This window comes from Synechococcus lacustris str. Tous (genome assembly GCF_003011125.1).
Taxonomy (GTDB): domain Bacteria; phylum Cyanobacteriota; class Cyanobacteriia; order PCC-6307; family Cyanobiaceae; genus Synechococcus_D; species Synechococcus_D lacustris.
Map to the genome: position 1 here is coordinate 1 of NZ_PXVC01000033.1, position 22,147 is coordinate 22,147.

General features: G+C 52.5%; 7 protein-coding genes. 3 read left to right on the plus strand and 4 right to left on the minus strand.

Going from position 1 to position 22,147, the window contains the following annotated elements; all coding sequences use genetic code 11:
- Positions 1–55: 55 nt before the first annotated feature.
- From C7K08_RS08155 to C7K08_RS08175, 3 genes are all read left to right on the plus strand, one after another.
- On the plus strand, positions 56–382 hold the full coding sequence (locus tag C7K08_RS08155; RefSeq protein WP_106500145.1) for a lysozyme inhibitor LprI family protein: 327 nt from the start codon (positions 56–58) through the stop codon (positions 380–382).
- A 1,162-nt stretch (positions 383–1,544) separates the two neighbouring features.
- On the plus strand, positions 1,545–4,721 hold the full coding sequence (locus tag C7K08_RS08165) for a hypothetical protein (protein WP_133165187.1): 3,177 nt from the start codon (positions 1,545–1,547) through the stop codon (positions 4,719–4,721).
- Positions 4,722–5,752: 1,031 nt separating this feature from the next.
- Positions 5,753–12,169 (plus strand): DEAD/DEAH box helicase, encoded by a 6,417-nt coding sequence (locus tag C7K08_RS08175; RefSeq protein ID WP_106500149.1) that lies wholly within the window; start codon positions 5,753–5,755, stop codon positions 12,167–12,169.
- Positions 12,170–12,195: 26 nt separating this feature from the next.
- Here the strand turns inward: C7K08_RS08175 and C7K08_RS08180 are convergent, their stop codons facing one another.
- Genes C7K08_RS08180 through C7K08_RS08195 form a run of 4 tightly spaced genes read right to left on the minus strand, consistent with a single transcriptional unit; the run spans position 12,196 to position 21,759 of the window.
- On the minus strand, positions 12,196–14,991 hold the full coding sequence (locus tag C7K08_RS08180) for a phospholipase D-like domain-containing anti-phage protein (protein ID WP_106500150.1): 2,796 nt from the start codon (positions 14,989–14,991) through the stop codon (positions 12,196–12,198).
- Entirely contained in the window at positions 14,991–17,987 is a 2,997-nt protein-coding gene (locus C7K08_RS08185) for an anti-phage-associated DUF1156 domain-containing protein (RefSeq protein ID WP_106500151.1), read from the minus strand. Before C7K08_RS08185 ends, C7K08_RS08180 begins: the two co-directional genes overlap by 1 nt.
- Position 17,988: 1 nt before the next feature.
- A complete protein-coding gene (locus C7K08_RS08190; RefSeq protein ID WP_106500152.1) occupies positions 17,989–18,612 on the minus strand; it encodes a DUF3780 domain-containing protein in 624 nt (207 codons plus the stop codon).
- A 3-nt stretch (positions 18,613–18,615) separates the two neighbouring features.
- Positions 18,616–21,759: a DUF499 domain-containing protein gene (locus C7K08_RS08195; protein ID WP_106500153.1), complete on the minus strand. Its 3,144-nt coding sequence runs from the start codon at positions 21,757–21,759 to the stop codon at positions 18,616–18,618.
- Positions 21,760–22,147 lie beyond the last annotated feature (388 nt).

The window sequence follows — 22,147 nt, forward strand, 5'->3', positions numbered from 1 at the left end:
CTACCCCTACCCCACCAGCAACTAGCCGTACGCTGCTCAAGGGGCTAAAGGATCTATGAAAACGCTATTGCTACTAGGCCTGTTGCTGCTGCCATCTACTGCTGCTAGGGCCCAACCAACCAAACTCAACTGCCCTGGTGAAACCACTGTGGAGATGCGCTATTGCGCTGGAGTGCAATTAGAGAAATCAACTAAACAATTAAATAGCAAATTGCCCCCGGCGATTTATCAGCAATGGCAAGAGGCAGCCAAGGCTGCTTGCGCTGCTGCTTACGCACCTTATAAAGATGGCAGTATCTACCCGCAGTTGCTGATTGGCTGTAATAACAAACTGAATCGGGCTTTGCTAAAGGAATTTAAGGGGATGGATCAAATGAATTAAGGGGTTATTAGTGCAAACTAAAATGACTTGTTACTGCAAGTTGTGGCAATAGATTTTCATTGCAAATACATTAAAATTAGAACTGATTTTTGCGATGCGAGTGAAGCTCAATTATTTATATTTAGCACTTTGAAATGCAAAAATTTTTAATATATATAAAGTGAAAGGATGCTGAAACCGATGCCAGGGGCCAGACTGCTGCAAGAACGCTGCTGAGCTGCATGCGCAGACAACCGCAGTGTGACCTCCACCAGGGCCCTCCCAGGGCAGCCCACGCCCTCCGCCGCATGCCTGCCCGTTGCTCCAGTGTCAAGCATCCAAAGGTCTCAGGCGACAAGGTCGACCTGGTGACATTGGGCTTCTGGGTGGCTGACAGCGGCCCACATACCAGCAAGACCCTGATGCTCCAAGAGCCGGAGATCCTGCTTGCGGCGATTCCAGCGGACGCTCCGGCCAAGGCTTATCGGACCGCGATCGTGGAGGAGAACGTGCTGGGCAAGCGCACCCTTTATGCGTTCAAGGAAACAGCCTCCAGGCCCCTGTTCCGTATGGTTCGGCGRCTCTGGGATGTGGACCCCGTACAACCATACCAACGGCAAGTGTGCTTACGTCCAATAGCAAAGAGGAGGGATGAGACGTGAGACTTAGGAGTCTGGGCAGATGGCTCTATAACGCAATTACTTCATCAGACAGACGGCCATTTATAGAGTCTTCTYTAGAAGAACTTGAGGATCTAGCAGATAAGTCGTTCTCGGCTTCAGAAGCTTTTAGGATGCTAGGAATATTTGATGAACTCACCTACCGGATCACATCACCAGAACGACGAGACCGACTGAAGACAAGAATCGCAAATCAGCTACTCCGAATGGAGAGCATCAGGTTACCGATTTCATCTGACAGGGATAAGGTTTCAGAGATAAGAGCGCAACTTCTTTCCAAGTACGCAGAAAAAGCAGACACTGAKCGYAAGGCCAAGGAAGARGCCGCTGCYGARAAAGYACGMTTAGAAGCTGAGRCCAAGGCASAGAAAGAAGCTGAGGAAAAAGCGCGCAAGGAGGCTGAKCGCAAGGCYAAGGAAGARGCCGCTGCYGAGAAAGCACGMYTAGAAGCTGAGRCCAAGGCRCAGAAAGAAGYTGAGGAAAAAGCGCAAAGAGAAGCAGAATTGAAAAATAGGCCAGACAYTAAGTCAAAGGATCTAGAGACTCGACGAAAGGCCATTGAGAAGCAAAGGCGAATAGCCGAAGAGATTCGGAAAAAAGATCTTGCTGAGCAGATTCAGAAGTTTCTTAAGGCTCGTCCACTCAAACAAGAAAATAAACCTAACGCAGAAGAAAWAAATCAAGACGCCGCGTCTAATAGCTCGACGTCCAGATTAAAAGACCAGGACAATACTGATACTGAGCGTCAGCAGSTTCCCAGCGGGAATATGCATGGACAACCAGAGTCAGGCAAAGAACCCGATAGACAGGCCAATGATAAAGCGCAACCGGAAGTRCTTAACAATGTATCCAGATCTAATTCAGAAAGACAGTCTCTAGMATCAGTTAGCGGTGATCTATCCGAAGGATTCGAGCTACCTAGAGAGTGYCCAGAAGACGTTCAAACTSAGGTCGGAGAGAAACAGACTTCATTTTCGGAAAAGCAATCATCAASGAATCCATCCCTGCGTATTACCGGGGTAAGGAGCCGGGAAGAGGAAAGARACGAGCGGCGAGAGCTCGCGAGGCTCAGAAAGCTTGAACGGGCAGATACAGAAGATGATCAATCTGAAGATGAACTGGAGGAAGCAGATCTGGATGCTGACCTTGAAGATGCCGAGCAATTTGCTCCATACCTGAGAGCGATACCGGTGCAGTGGTCGGACTGGTCAGAAGAGCACTGGAATATCAAGCTCCTTGATTATTGCTTCGTTCAAAAGGCAAACGAAGCCAGCAGTCAGGGGCTTCCGTCAACCGAAGAAGACCTTGCCTTCGTGACCGGYGATAGAGATTCTGCTCCCGCCGATGTAGCCCAAGCTCTTGTAGACCGTGTACGCGAGTTCTCATTCAATCACGGCTTATCGCCTGCGCGGCTTCTCATCAAGAGACTAGAGACATGGGACTACAAGAGCCCTAGCCCGCCAAGATATTTTGCTTTCCTATGGACGACATGTCTTATTGCACAGGGCTTCCCATCCCCCTTCGAGCATGGTGAGTTTCACAGACGCTATGAGCGAGATGATGTATTTGGAGCCAATGAAAGCCAATACCTAAGCGGAAATCTCCCTGCAGCTTGGATTCAACTGTCAAAATGGCTTGATAGGAATGATATTTTTGATGGGCAGGAGCACAGGCAACTAGTCTTGCCAAATATAGATCCCAGACGTTCTATMATTTCGCATTCCTGGAAGCTCTCATTCCCTTGTCGCTCTGATCGCAAGAGATTACATGAAGTCGTAGGGAGAGACAAAGAGGGGCACACTTCGCACGACAGTATCGACTTACAACTTATTTCTAGGATCTATTATCAAGGTGGCTTCACTCCTGAGTTCACAGCCGCACTGAAGCAGCAGATTGATCTTGAACAGAGAGGTAGCCAAGTAGAAGAATGGTTATCAGCACTCATTCAACGGGAGATCGAAGCGCGAGGGACAAGTCAAGACCAATCAGAGCGCAAGGTAAAAACCAAGGACTTGAAAGGAATCTGTCCGAAGATGATGCTTCATCTTGACGATGATGACTGTTATCTCGAGTTGGTTCTTCCCAGCCAATCAGTTGCCGTCGAGAAGTCAAGAAGCSTCAGCCATAAGACATACTGCGCAATCAACCTTGAAACCAAGGAGAAAGTGCCGCAACTTGTTCGAGAACTTGATATTGATGGCAAACAAGAGGATCTGATTGTCCCAGAGCTACGTGTCAAGATTGAAGAAGAAGGCAAGGAATATGTTTTAAGGCTTCGACACGAAGGCCTTGATAATGCGGTTCTTGCTGAATGGAGCTGCRACGGCTTRACGMCCMGCAACCCCTAYRTCCTATTTAATTMCGAKACAAATGAAATCATTAACGACGGAGCATTGATTGGCAGCAGCTYATCTCTCCTGTACAGACGTARTTGGGATGTTGTTCTTTCAGATGGTATTGAAGCTGAGACCGATGACCCAATAAGTGTATCAGGGCTCGGGGGATGGCGTCTTCTTCAACTAGCGAGAACGAGCCCACTAGAGAAACCTGAGACAATCTCCCTTGCCAATGTCAACGGCGATGAGTGTGAAATTTGCTGGGTCGTGCCAGGGGGTGGAAAATCGAACAGTAGGCCACTTCTTCAAGGATTGAGTCTTCCAGGGCAAGCCAATGGATTCGTTATGCTGGCAGAGAGTCCAGAACTATGGCTTCCACCTGCAGTAACAGATGCAAAGATTGAACTATTTAAGATTAAGGATGATGAATTCTACATGCCCCTTGGATCTATTCAGGTGCACTCTACGGAAGGCTGGCAGCAGGCAGAAGTACGGAAATTKATTACCTGCCCAGGCCTCTATTCAGTTAAGATATCCTATTTCGATGACTCCAGCGATAAGACACGGAAATGGTCTAGACAGATTTTGATAGCTGAAGAGCTCGACATCAAGAGTCTTCCCCCGATATCATTGCAAGCCGAATACAGATTCAAGGGGATAACGAGAGTTATTGACCTTGAGAGGAATGTGTCACCATTAGCATTAAAAGAGTCTCAAGAGTTTTGGAATGCCGATTGGCTGATACGTGGTTTGTGGGCAGACGAAAAAATTCGGGTTCGCCTAGATGGGGATGGTGAGTATTTCTCACCAGTTCTTTCTGCAGATAACTTAGGTAGCTGTAAGATCCCGATTTCCGCCTTCGAACCGTATCTGCTGTCGAGAGAATCAGCGAGTCTATCCATCCAGAGACAGGGGTTTATCAGTCAATACGATTTGGCGGTTCTAATTAGATCTTCCACCGTTAGTGACCAAAAAATCAGGGAAGAAGAAGAGCCATCTACTATAGAACTGCGTAAGCGACCGGCTCAGCGAAGGAGGCTTGTCTACAGAGTAGATCTAGTCGTACATGGCAATAGAGGAAATTTTGACATACAGAAGATAGTAGTTGATGACTTGGATGAGCTTATAGGGGAGAGATTTGGCCATCTAGACAGTAGGTCAACAGCCTATCCAGGTGGAAGATTTGCAAGGGGGACGAGTTTTGTGTTTCATAGGCTGAGCTTTGCCGATATTGATAATGAATCCAGAGAGAGGCTGCGAGATGAGCTAGATTCGTTGGTTAGTAAAATGAGAAATAAGTCTGGTCTTGCTATCAGTGTAGAGTGGAGCAGAGCAAAAGAATGAGAGCATCCGAACTCAAGAAGCTTATCATCACGCTTTTATCGAGTGCTCGTAATTCTGATGATCMTAGACAGGTTATGGGAATGACCTGCCGACAAATCAGTGAGCGAATTGAGGCATTSACCCCACCCAATCAAGATGTACGGGCAGGGCAGTCATTGGTTAAGCGAATTGGTGAACAGCTTGAAGTTCTTCAGAGTGAATTCGAGATCGYATCAAAAGGAGAAGGAAGAAAGATYTWTCGAATGGCMCCACCGWCATTGATAGTTGAAAGGGAAGCTCCACTTCGCGCAAAGTACGTAGGTGATCGGGCGTACATAAACGAAGTCATTGARCTGMTCGRTGCTKTTGGTGATATGGAGACWCGRMTTRTTGAAWCAARYAAGAGTGCAGATGAATCCAGRGAMATCCTTGAATCSCGTGGAATATCGGTTCAAACAGAGAACATGCTTTTTGRRTTCCTRCCKGAGCCACAGCTRCCAACKCAGRTAGAAMTMTCWATGGCRGAGCARCTTTGTGAGGAKGATATCAGYACARGYATGGAGGTSTATGTKCCTCGTCGCATGAACTTTTTCGATAAGCGATGGTTCAGGCTTGCCGAGGCKCGGCCGAGTGAGATGAGTCAACTTCGCCGCATTAAGGWGAAGTCGTTCCGCTTCGGTCAATCCTCRGAAATATATATTTGGGCAATTGCAGACAAGCTATACAGACTGCAACGACAACAAGCTTTGCTAGCCATGTACCGTATTGATCTTGATGCCAATRCCGCACGACTACTTGACATAGAAAGTGAAATTCCGATCGAACTAAAAAGACAATTGCCAATAGATTATCTTGCGTTCTTGAAAAGGTATACTGATGAGATTGCGTTTRACCGGCAGGCAGGGAGTGGSAGTAATGAACGCAACGCCAGGTATCTGCGAGTMCAATTTAAGTACAAAAAATTATTAGCGGAGCTACTCGAGAGCAARCTSGGAATTAACAAGCCGATGAATTAACTAAAAGACCTCTCTTCACCCCCCGCCACGCCTCCCATGCCCCTCGACGCCGTCTCTGCAGCCACCGCCACCCGGGACAGCCTGGTTGACTATCTTCTTGCTGCCTACCCAATCAACGACGCAGCTCTCAGGCGCGGCTTTGAGCAGCTACTGAGACAACCGGGGACTATTTCTCAAGATCCCTACCTGGAGGGAAACCAACCCTATGAGGCTGGCAAGACCATTCGACAGTTGACGGACGAAGGACTCCTCGATCAGAGGATGCTTCAGCTATTTGAAGCMGATAGACCTTTGTAYGCGCATCAAGAGGCAGCAGTCGTAGCCGCTGTACAGGACCAGGCGAACATTGTTGTGGCGACTGGAACCGGTTCTGGCAAAACGGAATGTTTCCTGATTCCAATGCTTCAGCGGCTACTTCAGGATCCTCGGCCAGGCATGCAAGCGTTGATTCTTTATCCGATGAACGCCTTGGTCAACGACCAAGTCAAAAGGCTACGGAAGCTGTTATGTAAACAGAATGACGGTCCAAATCTGATTCGATTTGGCTTCTATACAAGTCGTACTGAAAAGACTCATGCCAAAGGTGAAGAAGCACTACGTCGTGAACTGATAGGCACAGAACGTGAAGAGATACTTTCTCTCTTTGATGATTCAGAAAGAAATAGAATGCTAGGCCTTCCTCACGCCGAACTTGTAGAGAAGGCCGCCAGGCAAATAATGCGTGTTCAGGCCATCTCCCGTGAAGATATCTGGAAAACACCTCCACAGATATTGATAACGAACTATTCAATGCTTGAGCATATGCTCATGCGGCCAAAAGAAAGAGGGGACATCTTTGAGGCATCCAAGCATTTCAGCTTGCTGATTCTGGATGAAGCGCATACCTATAGCGGCTCGACAGGAACAGAAGTGGCGATGCTATTGCGGCGCTTCAAGCTTTCCATGGGCATTGAAGAGACGTGCAAGATTCAAGCTATTGCTACCAGTGCTTCCTTGGGTGATCCGAGACAGGATGGTATCAGACAGAAAGTTTGTAGCTTTGCCTCGCAGCTGTTCGATGAGCCCTTCAGTGAAGACCATCTAATCTGGGGTACCAGAGTCAGCCCGGACAAGCGGTTTGGCCCTACATACGCTGTTGAAGAGCTTCCTGACGATGAACTCTATGAACGGTATGAATCTCTAGATATTAATTCAATCTTTGAATCCGTAGAGGCTTGCAAGGAGGCTCTCAGGGATTTAGTTCCGCCCACGCAACTGAATGCTGCGCATAAAGCATCAGGTGCTGATGTGCATGTTTTCCTCTGGCATGTTCTCGCTGGCCATCCACATATTCGACGCCTGATGAATGTGCTTGGTAGCGGCCCCCGACCGTGGACCCAAGTCGCGACAAGTCCTGAATTGTGGAYTGTTCCTCGTTCACTGGATGGGGACGTGGAGTCAGAGGAGCTTCCGCGTGCTCTGAAAGCACTATCCAATTTGGTGCAGATCGTGACCAGTGCACGACTGAGACCCGATGAACAGCCCCTCCTTCCCATTCGGTTACATTTGCTGTACCGAAGCATGGAGGGGCTATTTGCATGCATCAACCCACGTTGCCCGGGTGCTCCCTCAACTGATGAAAAGAACCKAAATCTGATCGGTTATGGGAGGTTGTACCTCGATCGGCGCACACACTGCGAATCATGCGAGGGTCCCGTCCTAGAATTATCYTCATGCCGTAAATGTGGAGAAGTTTATTCTATYGCGGTTAGCAAATCTAATCTTCTGGTAGAGGTGCCGCGTGCCATCGAGAATATCGAGGAGAGCGAGASCATCTTGCATYTAACTCCCGTTGAGAGGCACCTACTGAGCAGCGATGAAGATGCAGATGATGGCAATCTCATCGATGGAGGGATATCGACATTTGACGAAACCATTACCCTGAATGGTGGCTTCCAACTAAAGCCMATTYTCATMACAGCGGACGATGGCCAGTGGCGGGTAAAGGAAAAGCAACAAACTACCTTAAAGGACGTTGTCATRCCTGGGGATGGGGCCTATCAGCTCTACAGGTATATCAGGCCTAATTCGAAGCCAAACGCTGATGAGTCTGATCCSGCTCCCAAATGCTGCCCAGGCTGTGGTGCGAGAAGGCAGCGACAAGAGTGGATGAGCCGCTTCACATCATTTACCGATGCACCATTGTCTGTGGTTATCGACCGCTTATTTGATCTTCTCAGTGAACCTAATGATCGCTCCGCCAGCACAAATCGAAAGGAGACAGACAGGATTGACAAGCCAAAGTCCAAAATTCTTACATTTTCAGATGGTCGCCAAGATGCAGCATACTTTGCCTCAGACTTTCAGCGATCTCATACAGAGTTCCTATATAGGCAATGCATTTGGCGGGCATTCAATAGAGTCGCTGTCAATGGAACTGCTGACATAAGCGATGTCGAGGAAGAATTAACGCAGCTACTGCGTGAGGCATCCATTCCCAATCCCGACAGAAAATCTGACTATCATCATAAAAGTTACGCTAGCAATGAGCCGAATAAGCATCTTAGTCTTAGCCTCACTTCAAAGAAACTAGACAGTCTTGCGACGAGTCGRTCACGGGAGATTCTCCTCTGTGAATTCGGCGTTCCTTCGGCTAGAAGGACATCGATGGAAGCGCTTGGGTTGGTGGCTTGTCATGTTGAACGAATCCCAGATCAGCTTGTTGAACAGACTTGTTCAATTTTCGATTGGAAGGAAAGCTGGTGTAAAACGTGGTGTGAGGTATTTTTGTTTGGATTAACTGATGAGATTAGACTCTTAGGGGCTGTCGACATCCAGGATTCTTCAGACTATTACAACGAGACAGGTGGCGACGGCTCCAGCTGGTCGGGAATCCTTGGAAGGAAGGGCCAGCCCAAAGTCTTTCTAAAAAAAGCGAAAATTGATAAAGAAAAAGATATCGTTTCATTCGAGCCACGTACTAACCATGATGGGAGTTTCCATAAGATCCAAAACAGGCTTGTTCGACTGATTGAAAAGGGTATTGGCTTCATGCCTAGCGTAGATATAATGAGGGATCTTTATGATGCGCTAGTAGAGAGTAAGCTGCTAAAACAATATGACGGACAAGGCTCTCAACTTGCTTGGGGCTTAAATTGCCTGACCAGATCAGATTCTGATTGGTATGAGTGCCCTCAATGCAAACAGATTTTTCACAAGCCTAGATTAAGTAGTTTGGATGCAAGTCAGGTGCCGGTTGCCTTTCTATGCCCGGCAAGCAAATGCCATGGTGTCTTGGYAAAGCGTAGTGATAAGAATCAAATTAAGCAACACTATGTTTCCTTAATCCAGCGCCGGCCCATCTCCTTGACAGCTGAAGAACACACAGCTCAGCTTCAGCCTGAAGAATTATCAGAGCGGGAAAATCGCTTTCGAGCTGGCGAGATCAATCTGTTGAGTTCCTCAACGACTCTTGAGCTCGGAGTCGACATCGGCGAGCTGCAGGTTGTGGCACTCCGAAACTTTCCTCCATACGTGAGTAATTACCAGCAGCGGGCTGGCCGAGCTGGTCGTCGAGCAGATGGCTTGGCGGTCACAGTGATGTACGGACAACGTCGCCCTCATGATCGCTATTTCTTCGAGCAGCCTCGTCACTTGATTGCTGGCTCTAACAAAGTTCCCAGTCTGGATATTAGTAATTATTCAATCACCAAACGGCATGCACAAGCAGAGCTCATCGGGCACTTTCTAAGATCCAATCACCAATTGGGAACAGAGGATCTCACCGTTGGTGAGTTTCTTGGTCTTCCTGACTTAAATAGTCAGGAGGCAGTTGAAGTCGACAGTAAACAGCTAGGTTCCTACTACAGAAAGCTCCATCTTTGGCTCGGCGGCAATGAAGCTAAGGCATATTGCAGTAAAACATTGTCACTTTTGGGAAGTAACATTGTTGAGCAGGGTATTCTCAAGGGTCTGGTAATCGAGACTGAAGAATTTGCCAAGAACCAAGTCAAGGACTGGAACGGACAAGTCAAGAACCTCGGAGAAGTCATTGATGAATGGAAAATGGTTCGTGATCGCAATGATGATGAGTCAAATAAGAAGGCGGATCGACTCAATAAGGCTCGTAATGCAATTCTTGGTGAGTTGAAGAAGTTACGTGCTCTCAAGCTGCATAATGTGCTGGCACAATCCAGCATTCTGCCCATCTATGGCTTCCCGATTGATGTTGTGCAGCTGCTGACTCAGAGAAATGACACCCGACAGCCATGGGGAAGCGGAGGCCATCGTCTGCAGCGCGATCGTCGCATGGCTCTCACCGAATATGCACCTGGCCAGGATGTCGTTGTCGATGATCGGGTTCATCGGTCAGTTGCTGTCGTACGACCGATCGACCTTCCAACTCGATATTACTGGGTYTGTGACAATTGCAATGTGTTTGTAAATAGCAGTATTCAGTCAGACATCAAGAAGCATTTAACTAATAATTCAGGTCAACTGGAATGTCGTGTCTGTGGAGTAGCGGTTAACGAGGGAAGGCTAGGTGTTGGCCGTGCGTATGTAATTCCTCGATCCTTCAGTACAAACTGGTCAGAAACACCAAAGATTACGCCATTTAGGAAGCCAATGCGACAACCAACATCTCAGGTCTTCCTCATGCCGGAGGATGCTCAGGAAAATCCGGAAAGTAATCATCATGTAAGTACATCTAGATCTACTCAGTTCTTTAGTCTTGTTACCAGTCAAGGCGGTGACTTCTTCTTATCAAATCAAGGACCTCGCGGCCGATCTGGTTCATTTGCAACAAGCGGGTACTGGCTATGTCAATATTGCGGACTAGACCTTTCTTCCCAAGTCAAATCTTCAAAATCMAAAACTAATAAAAAAAMTTCTGAGCGAAGTCAGTCAGAGCATGTTAATCCTATAACTGGCAAGCCCTGTACTGGCAAGGCAACCTTATTGCATCTTGCCCATCAGTTTCGAAGTGACTTCCTCAGGATCCGCTTTACCGATGAGGCGAACCTGCCTAGCCTCCTTGAAAAAATCAAGAATATCGAGTCTGGAAACAGCGTTGACTCTGTTTCTGAAGATGAGGAGGCGACTAATRAGATCGCTCGGGATGGGTCAAGCTTCTGGCGCTCTTTGACCTACGCCTTGCTTGCTGCTGCCTCTGATGTCATTGATATYGACCGGTCTGAGCTTGACGGGCTTTTCCGTCCCATAGAAAACAAYTATAACGCTACAGAAATTATCCTCTATGACAATGTGGCGTCAGGAGCTGGTCATACCAAGAAGATTGCCGAGATGTTTGATGATGTACTCAAACGAACTCTTGAACTGGTYAGCTCCTGTTCATGTGAAGCAAGTTGTTATAACTGCCTGCGAACCTATTCGAACCAGAGTTTTCATGCCGATTTGGATCGCGGTCTAGTTCGAAGTAGATTGGAGCCAATTGTCGGCGAGCTAAACCCAGATGAGTTTCAACGTTCCTTCGCGCGGCACTCCAGTTATTACGACGTGGAGAAACTACCAGAACTACTGACTCAGCATCTAACATCAGCACGTCAAGGCACAGCTTTTGTCCTCCGCGATCTCAAGAGCTACCTTTCGATGAGCCAGCTGGAGCGGGCAATAGATTTACACAAGGATAATGATCAACCAATAWTATGTATTCTAAGTGAAATCCCTGCCAATGACGGRAAAACTGCCAACAAGTTCACTCGGCGAAAGCTGGCCGACTGGATCGACTCTGGCTATGTAGATCTTTATCATAATCCTAAATCTTCTGTGGAGAYRTTCTGCTTTGGTCATGGCTCCGCTAATGGTGTAGCTGGTCAAGTCCTATTTCTGTCTGAACATGACCAGAAATGTATCATAACAAGGAGCCGACAAGGAGTTGGRGATGCGTACCTGAAGATTCAGTCACTKGCAGAGTCATGCAAGCTMGTTGCTTCCTCTCAGCTGGAAGATCCAGGCACAAAAGCYTTTGGMWTTAACATKWCTAGCCGATCATACAAYGTTGATGAGCTCCGCAGTTTGATGGGCCTTGAGTCTATCCTCCAWGGTAAGAAGCTRCTCTCTGCGGATTATTGTGATAGATATTTTGATAAGCAGAGGAGGAGATATGCMCATCTGTTCGCGCAATTGCTAAGCGGGCCCTGGCTGTCAAGTGAAAGCATGATCACTATCCATACCAACCAACTGAGAGAGGAGTTCGAGGATGGACATGACTTAACGCGTAAGCATGCGATTATGAAACAGATAGAGRATCACCCTARCTTTCGCTTATCCTGGCGTAATTGCGATGTGCCTGGCCCCAGACTTGATCATGCGCGTGAATTGAAGATCATATTTGCTGATCAATCTTGCTGCCTCGTGACATTCGAGAAAGGTCTGGACTTTGTGCGTCTACGGTGGGGCACTGATGAATACGAAGTGACCGAAAGAAGTAAGGTGTTTGTTGAGCCTATGTGAGCATCACTTCGCCGGCATCCAATCTCCTATCTCCAGCCCAATTCCATTAATTCGCGCACACTAATCGGATTTAAAACTATTGGGCTGGTCTCCCAATCAGCATCTTCCACCTTGCTGTACTTCCTATCGAAGGGATTGCGGGTAGCGGTGGTCTGATCGATCAGTTCAGCGATCTCGGCTTGATCATTGAGGGCAACCTTYACCCACACRTCTTCMAGKGTGTCGGGKATCTGGCCGAAGAGTTCATGAATGGCCTGGAGGCGTTCGGCSARYACSCGGTGCACCTTRTCTTCCACRGAGTCGCGRTARCGCARGTTGGCGATCCAGATYTGRTTGCGGGCYTGRCCGATGCGTTGGATGCGGCCTTTGCGCTGCTCCAGGCGGGTGGGGTTCCAAGGAAGGTCRATRTTGATCAGGGTGCCGAGCCGCTGCAGGTTGAGGCCYTCKGAGGCGGCATCAGTTCCAAGCAGCAGCTTGATCTCACCACTGCGGACACGGTTCTTCAGCAGGGTGCGGTCGCAGCGTTGGAAACGGCCGCCCAACCAGAACCCAGAACGGTTGCTGCCGGCATAGAGRCCGATCGTCAGATCGCTYGGGATTGATTCATGTCGGGCCAGTTGCTCGCCCACCCAGCGCACCGTGTCGTAGTACTGCGAGAAGAGGATGCAGCCCCGGTCCACCCAACGTTCGGTCACATTGGGGTTGGTGCCGAGCAGGTAGCCGAGGATGGCTTCCAGCTTTGGGTCGCTTTTGCAGCCCTCTTTCAGCAGCCTGAGGCAGCGCTCCAGGGACGTGATCTCGTCTGTGGAGAAGTTGCGGAACTCGCTGTAGCCCTGGGGCTGGCCCTCGTTACCGAAGAGGTCTTCGTCGATGTCGTCCTCGTCCTCGTCGTCACCTGTGTCTGGCGAGACGTTGAGCAGCTTGGCCACGGTGTTGCGGCCAGCCTCCATCGAGCTGCCCAAACGGCGCAGCAGCAGGGTCTTGAAAAAGCCAGCCCCGCGCATCCGCTTCTGCAGGAGCTCACTAAACGTCTCGGCTTCTTTGTATGCGTCCTTGAGATAGCCGCCGAGGCTGATGGCGTCGTTGTCACCCTCCCCGAAGAGCTTCACCTCCACCTTGGGGAGGTAGTAGCCACCGGTGGCGGGGTTGATCTCTTGTTCCAGATAGCTGCGGGTGCGGCGCACAATGCAGCGCAGCATTGGATTGAAGCGCTCGCCGTAGTCAGGCAGCAGCCTGTTCTTTAGCTGTACTTGTCGGATGGCGGTTGGCAATTTCTCAAGGTCTTCGGGTCTAAATTGCCACTTTTTTTCTGAGGCCCGCAATTGCCGCCGGATCTTTTTGATAGCTGGGTCTTCCGTTGAAGCTGGCATGGGGTCCATCAGATATTGCCAGCCTTCAAAGTCATCATCGATGGGAACCATTTGCTCACCCGTGGCGATCTGGATCGTGCGGAAGGCGCTGAACCAGCGGCTGGTTTTTGTGTTGCCACCAAGCACGCCTTCGTTGCCGTTTGAAAGGATCGAGAGCAGATCCCACGCCTCCACTGGATGCAGCTGAACCGGCGTTGCGGTAGCAAGCAGCATGCTCTTGGTCTTTTCGCCGATCTGGCATAAGAAAGCCATCAACTTGTTGGGCTCTGCCTTTTCGTCAACTTCCGATTGACCGGCATCCATTTTGGGTCGGTTGCGGCGCCTGGCCCGGTGGGCTTCGTCGACGATTACGCAGGTGTAGCGCTGGTTGAGCAGTTGACGGATCGCATCCGGCATCCCGCGCACGATCAAGCCCTGTGACACCATCCCGATGCGGCGCGGGCACTTGCTGAGCGACTTCACCCCTTCTGAGGGGTGCTCCACATCGTTTTCATCTACCCAGCTGCGGCCGTTCCAGTAGGCAGAAGGCAGCTGCAGCAGCTCCATGAGCTCATCGCGCCACTGCTGCAGCAGGGGCTTTGGGGCGAGCACCAGGATCGGGCCGCCTTGGGGATCCTCCAGAGCCATCAGCAAAGCAGCCATGGCGAGCTGGATGGTTTTGCCCAGGCCCACCTGATCTGCAAGCACCAGGCGAGCCCCGCCAAKGCGATGRCGYTCCAGGGCCAGGCTGGCGAAATACTTCTGGTGAGGCCAAAGGCCTTGTTCTCGCCGGTAGATCGGGGTTTCCACCGCGGCGGCGGCGGCGGCTTCCATTACCGAGCTGGTTTGCAGCTTCTCGGGTTCAACTACCTGGCGGTGAATGATTCGCTGCACGTCGTTTTGGATGAACGGGCAGTCCGCCAGGGAGCGGGCGCGGTGATCGTTCCAGAGAGCGTCGAACTCCTCCTGCACCCAGGCGATCGTTTCTGGCTCGTCGCTTTCCCAGAGCAGTTCGTAGTTGAGCTTCCAAGCGCTGGCACTTTCGTTGACGCTGCCGAGGAAGGCCGTGGCGGGGCGATCGGCGTAGCGGATCACCCCGGCTTTGCCGTGTATCAAACCGAAAGCCGTATCGGGCAGTACCCGGATCTCAATCTTGTCGCTGATCAGGGCGTCGTATAGCGCCTTGTAGCGAGGAAGGGCGTTAGRRGGCGMTAGTTCCGGTTGGCCCGCACACCAACTGCGGCGCATAGCGGCCTGGGCTGCCGTTGCAGTAGCTAAATCGCCTGGATCGAGATCGGAGTTGCAGATGATCCGCACCTTGCTGCTCACCCCAGTGATCGCTTCTCCGGCGACTTCCAGCAGGCTGGAGCGGAAGTAGCCGGCAATGCGGTCATAACTCACCGCCCCYTGCAGGCGTTCGTTTAGAACCCCCTGGTCGAGCCGGCTGCGCCTACTGGAGTGGTGTTTGAGCATCAGGCGTCATCGTTTCTCAAGCGGCCAGCCAGGATGCGCGCTGCTTCTGAATCCTTGGCCCAACCGGCGGTGTCCTGTGAATTGCCGAGGGCAGTAAGCCAATCAAGCAAGCGCACCATCGCGTCCCGGCGKCCCCARTAGGTCTGAGCGAAGGTGTCGYGYARGTACTGRCGCCCTTGATTGGGATCGTTGTCGGCTGCMGCYGTCTCGCARATMGCRAAGAGCAGATGGCGCAGGGGGCTGGCRGCAAAGGGGTGGGGGCCACTGGCGCTGGCACGGCTTTGACGTGGCAAAGCCGCAGCTGATTCCACTGCGCCGTCGATGGGTGCCAGGAGGCTGGTGCCAAACCCCGAAGGCGTGTACACGCAGGTGCCGTTGGCCTTATCGCTCTTGAGGAGGGGTTTGATGTCGGCTACGCCAAAGCCACGGGCGAGTTCTTCGTACATGCCCTTGCGGCGTTCGCCACGCGATTCTATGTCGACTGCGCGGAGGTAGTAGCGCTCGATCAGGCTGAGCTCGCGCCAGGAGTCGTTGAGACCCTTGGGGATCAGCGCATCGCAGGCGATCGTAATGGCGCGTTCGATGACTTGCTCGAAGTCGCTCTTTTCGTTTTTTGAGCGGACTGCAAAGACTTCGTCAACGACGTTCTTGCCATCGAGCGTCGAATACTGTGTCAAAACTTTGAGAGCCGCAGCATAAGCAGCCAGTTGGTAGTCAGAGTCGCTGAAGTTTGGCTCACCTTCTTCGTCCAGCGCCTGCATCGATGAAAGCTGAGCGCGAACTTCGTCCTCAACAATGGGGTAGATGTCAAATAAGAATCCAGGTTCATTACCGATTCTCTTCCGTAACACAAGGCAGACAGTGCCTTGCACGTAGTTCCCTTTTTTGAGGCCAGCAGCAGTTTCTGTGCTAATCGTCCAGGCGGCTGTTGCCTTAAGCCCCGCTGCCCACAGAATCATTCCCAGATCTGCCCAAACAGCTGGATTTTGATGGGTAAACATGACCAGCTGCATTCCATTGTCTGGCATCAGCGAAGCAAGATTCCCATAGATTTCAACCATTGATCGGCGAAAATCACCTCCATCGCCTCGAACGGCCAGTTCAGTGCGCGAATCCGCAATCCAGCCAGGGAAAACACTCTCAAGCCGTTTATCCATCCATGCCAGAAAAAAGTCTGCTAGCTCGTGATAATTAACGGCGTCGGCGTAGGGGGGATCGGTCAACCAGATATCGCACTCAGTAGATATGTCGCGGGCGTCCTGTACCTCTACTTCGCTGGAAGAAAGATTCCCGTGATTAAGAGTTGAAAGCCTAAAGCCTTCTAGCGCGCTGAAGCTACGAGAGCCAAAGTTAAAGAGAGTATTGAGGGCTTGGTTTGCAAACGTCTGTTCAAATGCACCTATTCCGCCGCTTTTCGCTAGGTTCTTGTTCCAAATGCATAGCTTGGAATCCCAATTAGCAAGCATGCCCATAGCGAGCAGAGAGGCGACCTGCGCTTGCGGGCTCTTGCTGTCGTATTCGGCAAGTTTCTTGGCAATTGTTCCGTGAACTAAAAGCTGTCTCGGAGAGAACAAATGGTGCCAGTGGGTCCAGCCTCTCTCTCTTATGGGCTGATCTGTATTGTAGCCATTGACTATTTTTTTTGTGGGCACAAATCCCATGCCTTGCCATTCATGAAGTCGTTCCATCAGTAGTTCAAACACTCTTTCTTCTCTTTTCATATCCTCTGGAGATGGTGCTGCATATCGACGTCCTCCACTTGCATCGCCCCAGCGAATGCAATACAGCCTCTCTTGAAATACATCTTCAGGCCGGGGGCGGATGTCATCATTGGTCCAACGGCGCAAGCCTTCATGTCCTCTTAACGCCTCGATCGACCAGGTCCGACTTGAATCAAAGGGATCAACGATGCGGCCATCAAGGATCGTCGCTCCTTGCTTGTCTTTGTACAGCTTGAGCTCTGAGCTGCTCACAGGATGAACTTTGGGCTGCAAACGATTAGATCCCTCTTCCCGCTCCCAGTCGACAACGATCCTATACTTCTCGGCAATCACCCAATTGGGCGCCAACGGAATGTAGTAGTCRCATCCCTCTGGCTTGGCTTCTACGCAATAGAGGAATGCTTCGGCTTGTTCTCCTGCTTCATTGCGCTCAATCCCCCATTGGTTAATTTGCTTGGCTGCCTCCGAAAAAGCCAGTTCTTGAATTCTGCAGACCTCACCCTGGGTAGACCTGTCAGCTCCGATTAGTTTTAGGCTGGCCCACGTAAGAAGCCCTGCCACAGGATTAAGATCAGACGTATAGGTTGTGCAGCCAATGCGGGCGGCTTCAAAAGGAATCGAGCCACCTCCGCAGAAAGCATCACCCACCTTTGGAGTGTGGCCAAATCTGCGATGCCCCAGCTCTTGCGCTAGTTCCGCGAGGCTGGTTGCACTTGTCCCTAAATGTGTATTGATGTCATCCCAGGCGGCGTCCAAGGGACCCGCTATATTCTCGGGCCGTTCGCATATGTCTAGTCGCTCGGAATACGGCAGGGAGTCAAACTCAGTGCGATCTGGGATGGGACGCTTACGCTGCTCATCCAGGCGCGCGCGCTGTTGATCGCCGAGACCTTCCCAGATCTCCGCAAGCACAAACTCCTTCTCTTCGTCGCTGATTCCGCGTTGGAAGCCTCGTGCGCCGAAGTACTTGTTCTGAATCTCTGCGGGGGCCACTTCTCGCCAGGCTTTAACCGGGATGTCCCCCTTCTGACGCTGCCACGTGCCGTCGTCATCCATGGTGAGGATCTTGAGGAAGATCTCTCGATCTTTCTTCGGATCGTTTGATGCCTGCATCAGCATCCCAAGGATGCAGGCGCGCACCAAGATCAGCGGTTTCCGCCCCCACCACTTGCCCAGTCCAGTCAGCGTTTGACTTGATCCAGCCTTCCTCTCCTTGTACGACTCTGCCGAGAGCCGGGCAATCGGGAATTGGGTTTCGATGAAGGCTTTCTGCATCTCAGATCTCGAGCGCTAGTTGGGAGTGGCCAAGCAGTTCACGGCGGGCTTTGGGTGACATCCCCTCTCCCTTCACGAAGGGGTTGTCGGCGATGGCGGCGCGGAGTGCCTTGCGCCATCCCACCCCCTTCTTCATCGCCTGGCCGGTGGTGGCCACGGTCATCGTGTAGAGCCACCAACGCTCCTCCGGTGCCAGGGCTTCCCAGTTGCGCAGGGCATTGGGGATGTCGTCGATCGAGGCCTCCTCCACCGCCCAGCACAGCACACAGAGCTCCTTGCCCAGAGATGGATGCACAGGGATTGGCTTGGTGGGGCTTTTGGTGAGCTTGGCGGTGGCCAGGCCGTTAGCCCGCAGCCGCCGGTTGGCTTCTTCCCAGAAAGCAGGCGCCAGAGCGGCCCAACGCCCCCGGTCCAAGGCCAACCGCAATGCAGGATCGGTTGGTGGTGGAGCCGGCAGAGAGGTGACATCTAGCCCGCTAAACCGATCGCCCCGGTATTCGCTGATCGAGATCAGGTCGCCCTTGGCGGCGCCCTTGGGGATGTGGATCAGAAAGCCATGGCGGCTCTCATCTGGCACAAAGCCCAGGCCGATGCTCTTGCGTGAAGCTACGGGGGTTCTGGCCATGGCTCAGTCCTGGTCCACRTAGCTGAGGTTGAACGSYTCCTTRGTTGCRTTCAGCCAGTCGATCAGGGCTTGCCCRGTGGAGAAGCCCAAGTTGCCGATCTCCATCCGCARCGTCCCGTCCTGCACGATGTCCTGGAGCTTGYCAGCYACCGTCTTGAGCTCGGCGCCGCCGTAWCCGTTGRCCAGCGAGCCSGAGTAGTCCACGATCTGCTCGCCATTGCTGCTCTTGGCAGAAAGTTCCACGTCGTAGGCCAGCACAMCTGGGTTCTGCTCCAGCCGGGTGATCAGGTCCCATACCGCCCCAGAGTCATCGAGCTTGCTCACTTTCTGCCAGCGCGCCGGGCGAGTGGTATCAATGGTGCGCACCTCCTCTCCGCGCTTGGGGATGTCCTGCACGATCCCTTGGGAGGTCAGCGAGTAGCTCGGGGCCTGGGCCACGGCGCAGACCTTGCGGCAGTTGTCMGGCACRCGGATYGACCCGTCGTACACCGCCGCATTGCTGCCGATCGGYGAGGAGCCATCCGTTGTGTAGTGGATGCTCACCCCATTGGCCCKGGGGAAGGCCAACAGYTCCACCTCGTAGTGATCGCCCCGGTCRTGGAGCTGCTTCTTGAGWCGCAGCGTCGCKGTCCAGGTCTTCACYTCGCTTTGGCGCTCMGGGTTCTCGCTGTCAAACGCCARGAACTTGTATTGCAGGCCYTTGGCCTCRAAYTTGGCCGTYGAAGGCACTGGCGATGAGGMGGTAGTGGGCTCGCTCTCGCCGCTTTCGAASACRATGCTGTCGCAGTGCAGCGGGATCARCTGCARATAGGTGCGGCCATCGCCGTYTTCATCCCGGGCGCCTTCTCGWATCTCAATGCTGGGGGTCGGYGGAGGGAARGGCCCCCTGCKCACGTAGTTGCCCTCARRCCGCCAGCGATCGCGCTGGATCGCGTCGGCCTTCAGGTCATCGAGTGCCGACGGCTTATGCAGCGGCCAGTCGGTGCGGGTCGCAGCTGCCCGCTTTACATCACTCCACAGAGCTACTGCACTTTCAGTTGAACCAAAGAGACGAGCTTCCGCAAAGGCGCGGAATTTGTCATCTGATATCTCGGCCGTAAATTTATTGGCAACTCTCAGGGTCTCTTTGATCGTGGCCTCGCCATTTGTGTTTCCTGCGAAATCTAGAATCACAGAATTAGGACGCAGGGAGCTTTCCCTGGATGGATAGACCAGCTGATCAAAAGTCTCCTTTAGCGCTGAAGAAAACTGCAAGCCAATCCGGGCTTGTAGCGAATCATGAGCGCGCCATTGAGGGTCATCTGCAGGTGTGTTCTCGCTTTTGAGGTCAGCCTCGATGCTCTCTAGGGCGCGCGCTTGTCGAGCGGCCTCAAGAATGCGCATATAGGTGTCCTTCGAGCCGCTMAGGAACAGCACSCGGTTCTTGAATGGCTGCTGCTGCCACCAGTCYTGCCAGTCCTGCGACACCGGMARYCCATTGGCCTGMCCSCCSGGRCGGGTGATSACCAGGGTGGTTTTCTCTTGATCGAGCTGCACCTCATCCGGGGGCGGCAGAACCTTCACCACCTGGAAGCAGTCGCGCAGGCTGGGCTCGAAGTAGTCCTGTARGTGCTCCCGCAGCATTCGCTCTACGGTTTCGTTGTGGAGCGATTGAGCGGTGGAGCGCAGCTTGGCCGCCAGGTTCTGCTGATTCTTGAAGAACAGCCGGCCGTCCGGTGAGTTATGCAGGTACCAGGCCCGCGTTGCCAGCTTGTCGAGAACGTTGGGCTTGAACGACGAGAGGTCTCGGCCGGGTCGCTGCAAGCAGTCCACCAGTTGGTACTCCCGCATCCCGTGGATGGCACCAGGMGTRGTGGACAGAGAGGCCACCAGGATCAGGCGGGCGGCATCGGAGGCGTCTGTGTTGCCGTTGGCTTCATCGATCACCTCAACTTCGGCATCACCGCCATGGGCGATGTCGTGGGCGATTGCCTCACTCARGCTGGGGTTGATCGTGCGCACCTCTGAGGCGAGTTCATCCTTGTTGAGGTCAAGGTCGTAGGGATGGATCAGCTCCAAACCAGCTGCCTTTCCTGAATGCCAGAGGTCGGAGACGACCATCTGCATCAGGCGGATCACGCCACGGGTCTGCTGGAAGCCCTCGTTCTCCTTAAATTTACCCACCAGCTCCCGCAAGTCGGGATGGAAGGGGTAGGAGTCCTGAACCCGTGTGTAGAGAGACTCTGGTGTGGTGGTGGTGAGCCCCATGTTCACCGCTTCCCGTAGCGCCTCCCGGTAGGCGCCAGCCACCCCATCAATGGCGTTTTGGGGTGGCACCTCGGCAAAAAGGCGTTTGCGCAGAATGTGATACAGCTCATCGCCATTGGGATTCACAGGCGTGATCGGCATCGCGATCCGCCGCGATTCACCCGTCAGCTGCTGGATGGCTTTATCAACCGCCTGATTGATATTGTCCTGTCCACCGGAGTAGTTCGTGCCGCCCAGGTCGGAGAGCACCAGGCAGACGTTGGGCATCTCCGTGACGGCCACAAACAAGTTGGCTAACGCCGCTGTGGTAACCGTGGCCAGGTTTCCGTTGCCCACCGGCACCGCCACCGCATATTCCAGATATGGCGGCAGCTCATCCAAGAAGATCACCAGAGGCTGCTCACCCAGGAGCTCCTTCCACGCCTGCGGGCCCGGTGCACTCAGCAGGGGTGAAACGTACTTAGCGAATTGCTCGCCTTTGCCAAGCTGTTCTGCAATCGAACCCCAAATCCCCCCGGTGGCATCTGTACTGCGGCCGTTGAAGCCCACCACTTGGCAGGCGCCCAAGTTCGGGGCAGGATTACCGCCTTCGATTTGCGAGCACACCTCCTCCCGGAGGTGGGGATCCCTGGCCAGCAGACCCAGCGAAATCATGCTGTGGGTCTTGCCTCCACCCATGGCCTGGGAGAGTTGAAACACTGAGGAGCCAGCGCCAGAGCCACTCAGATGACGGAAGGCACGCTCCACCAGAGCGAGCATCCCGTTGGTGAAGTAGTTCTCCTCAAAAAACGCCACGCCATCCACCTCGCCCTTGAGGAACGTGTCGAGGTTGAGCACCGTCGCGCGCCGGTCTGCGGCGAAGACCGAGGGTCGCGGAGTGCAGAGCTCTTTGAGGGTCATAAAAAGAATCGCCCCTTATTTGTTGGTGTTGGTGTTATTTATGCGCTGGCTGCATAAATCAACGATTTGGCTCGCCCTGCACTTGCTTGGATTCTTAGGGACGCGCATGGCAGGTGGGGCAAGGGTTTGGCCGCATGACTATTAAAGCCCTGTGATGCCCGATCGGGGCATCTTTGCAGCATCTTTCTGCGCATAGCTGTTCTTAATGGCACTGTTTGCGGGCGGGGCTGGATCATTCAGCCGCCTTCGCCGGCTTCTGAGTCGCTCAGATCAAGCACCGTCCAATTGGTGCTCCACACAGGGCCGCAGGCCATGCCCTTGGTGGTGATTTCAAAAGCCACCCAATTTGGCTGATCCACTGAAACAAGGAAGGCAACCACATCAATCC

Excerpts from the sequence above, each read along its gene's own strand:
- C7K08_RS08190 (WP_106500152.1), bottom strand. The coding sequence starts at position 18,612 with ATGGCCAGAACCCCCGTAGCTTCACGCAAGAGCATCGGCCTGGGCTTT.
- C7K08_RS08155 (WP_106500145.1), top strand. The coding sequence starts at position 56 with ATGAAAACGCTATTGCTACTAGGCCTGTTGCTGCTGCCATCTACTGCT.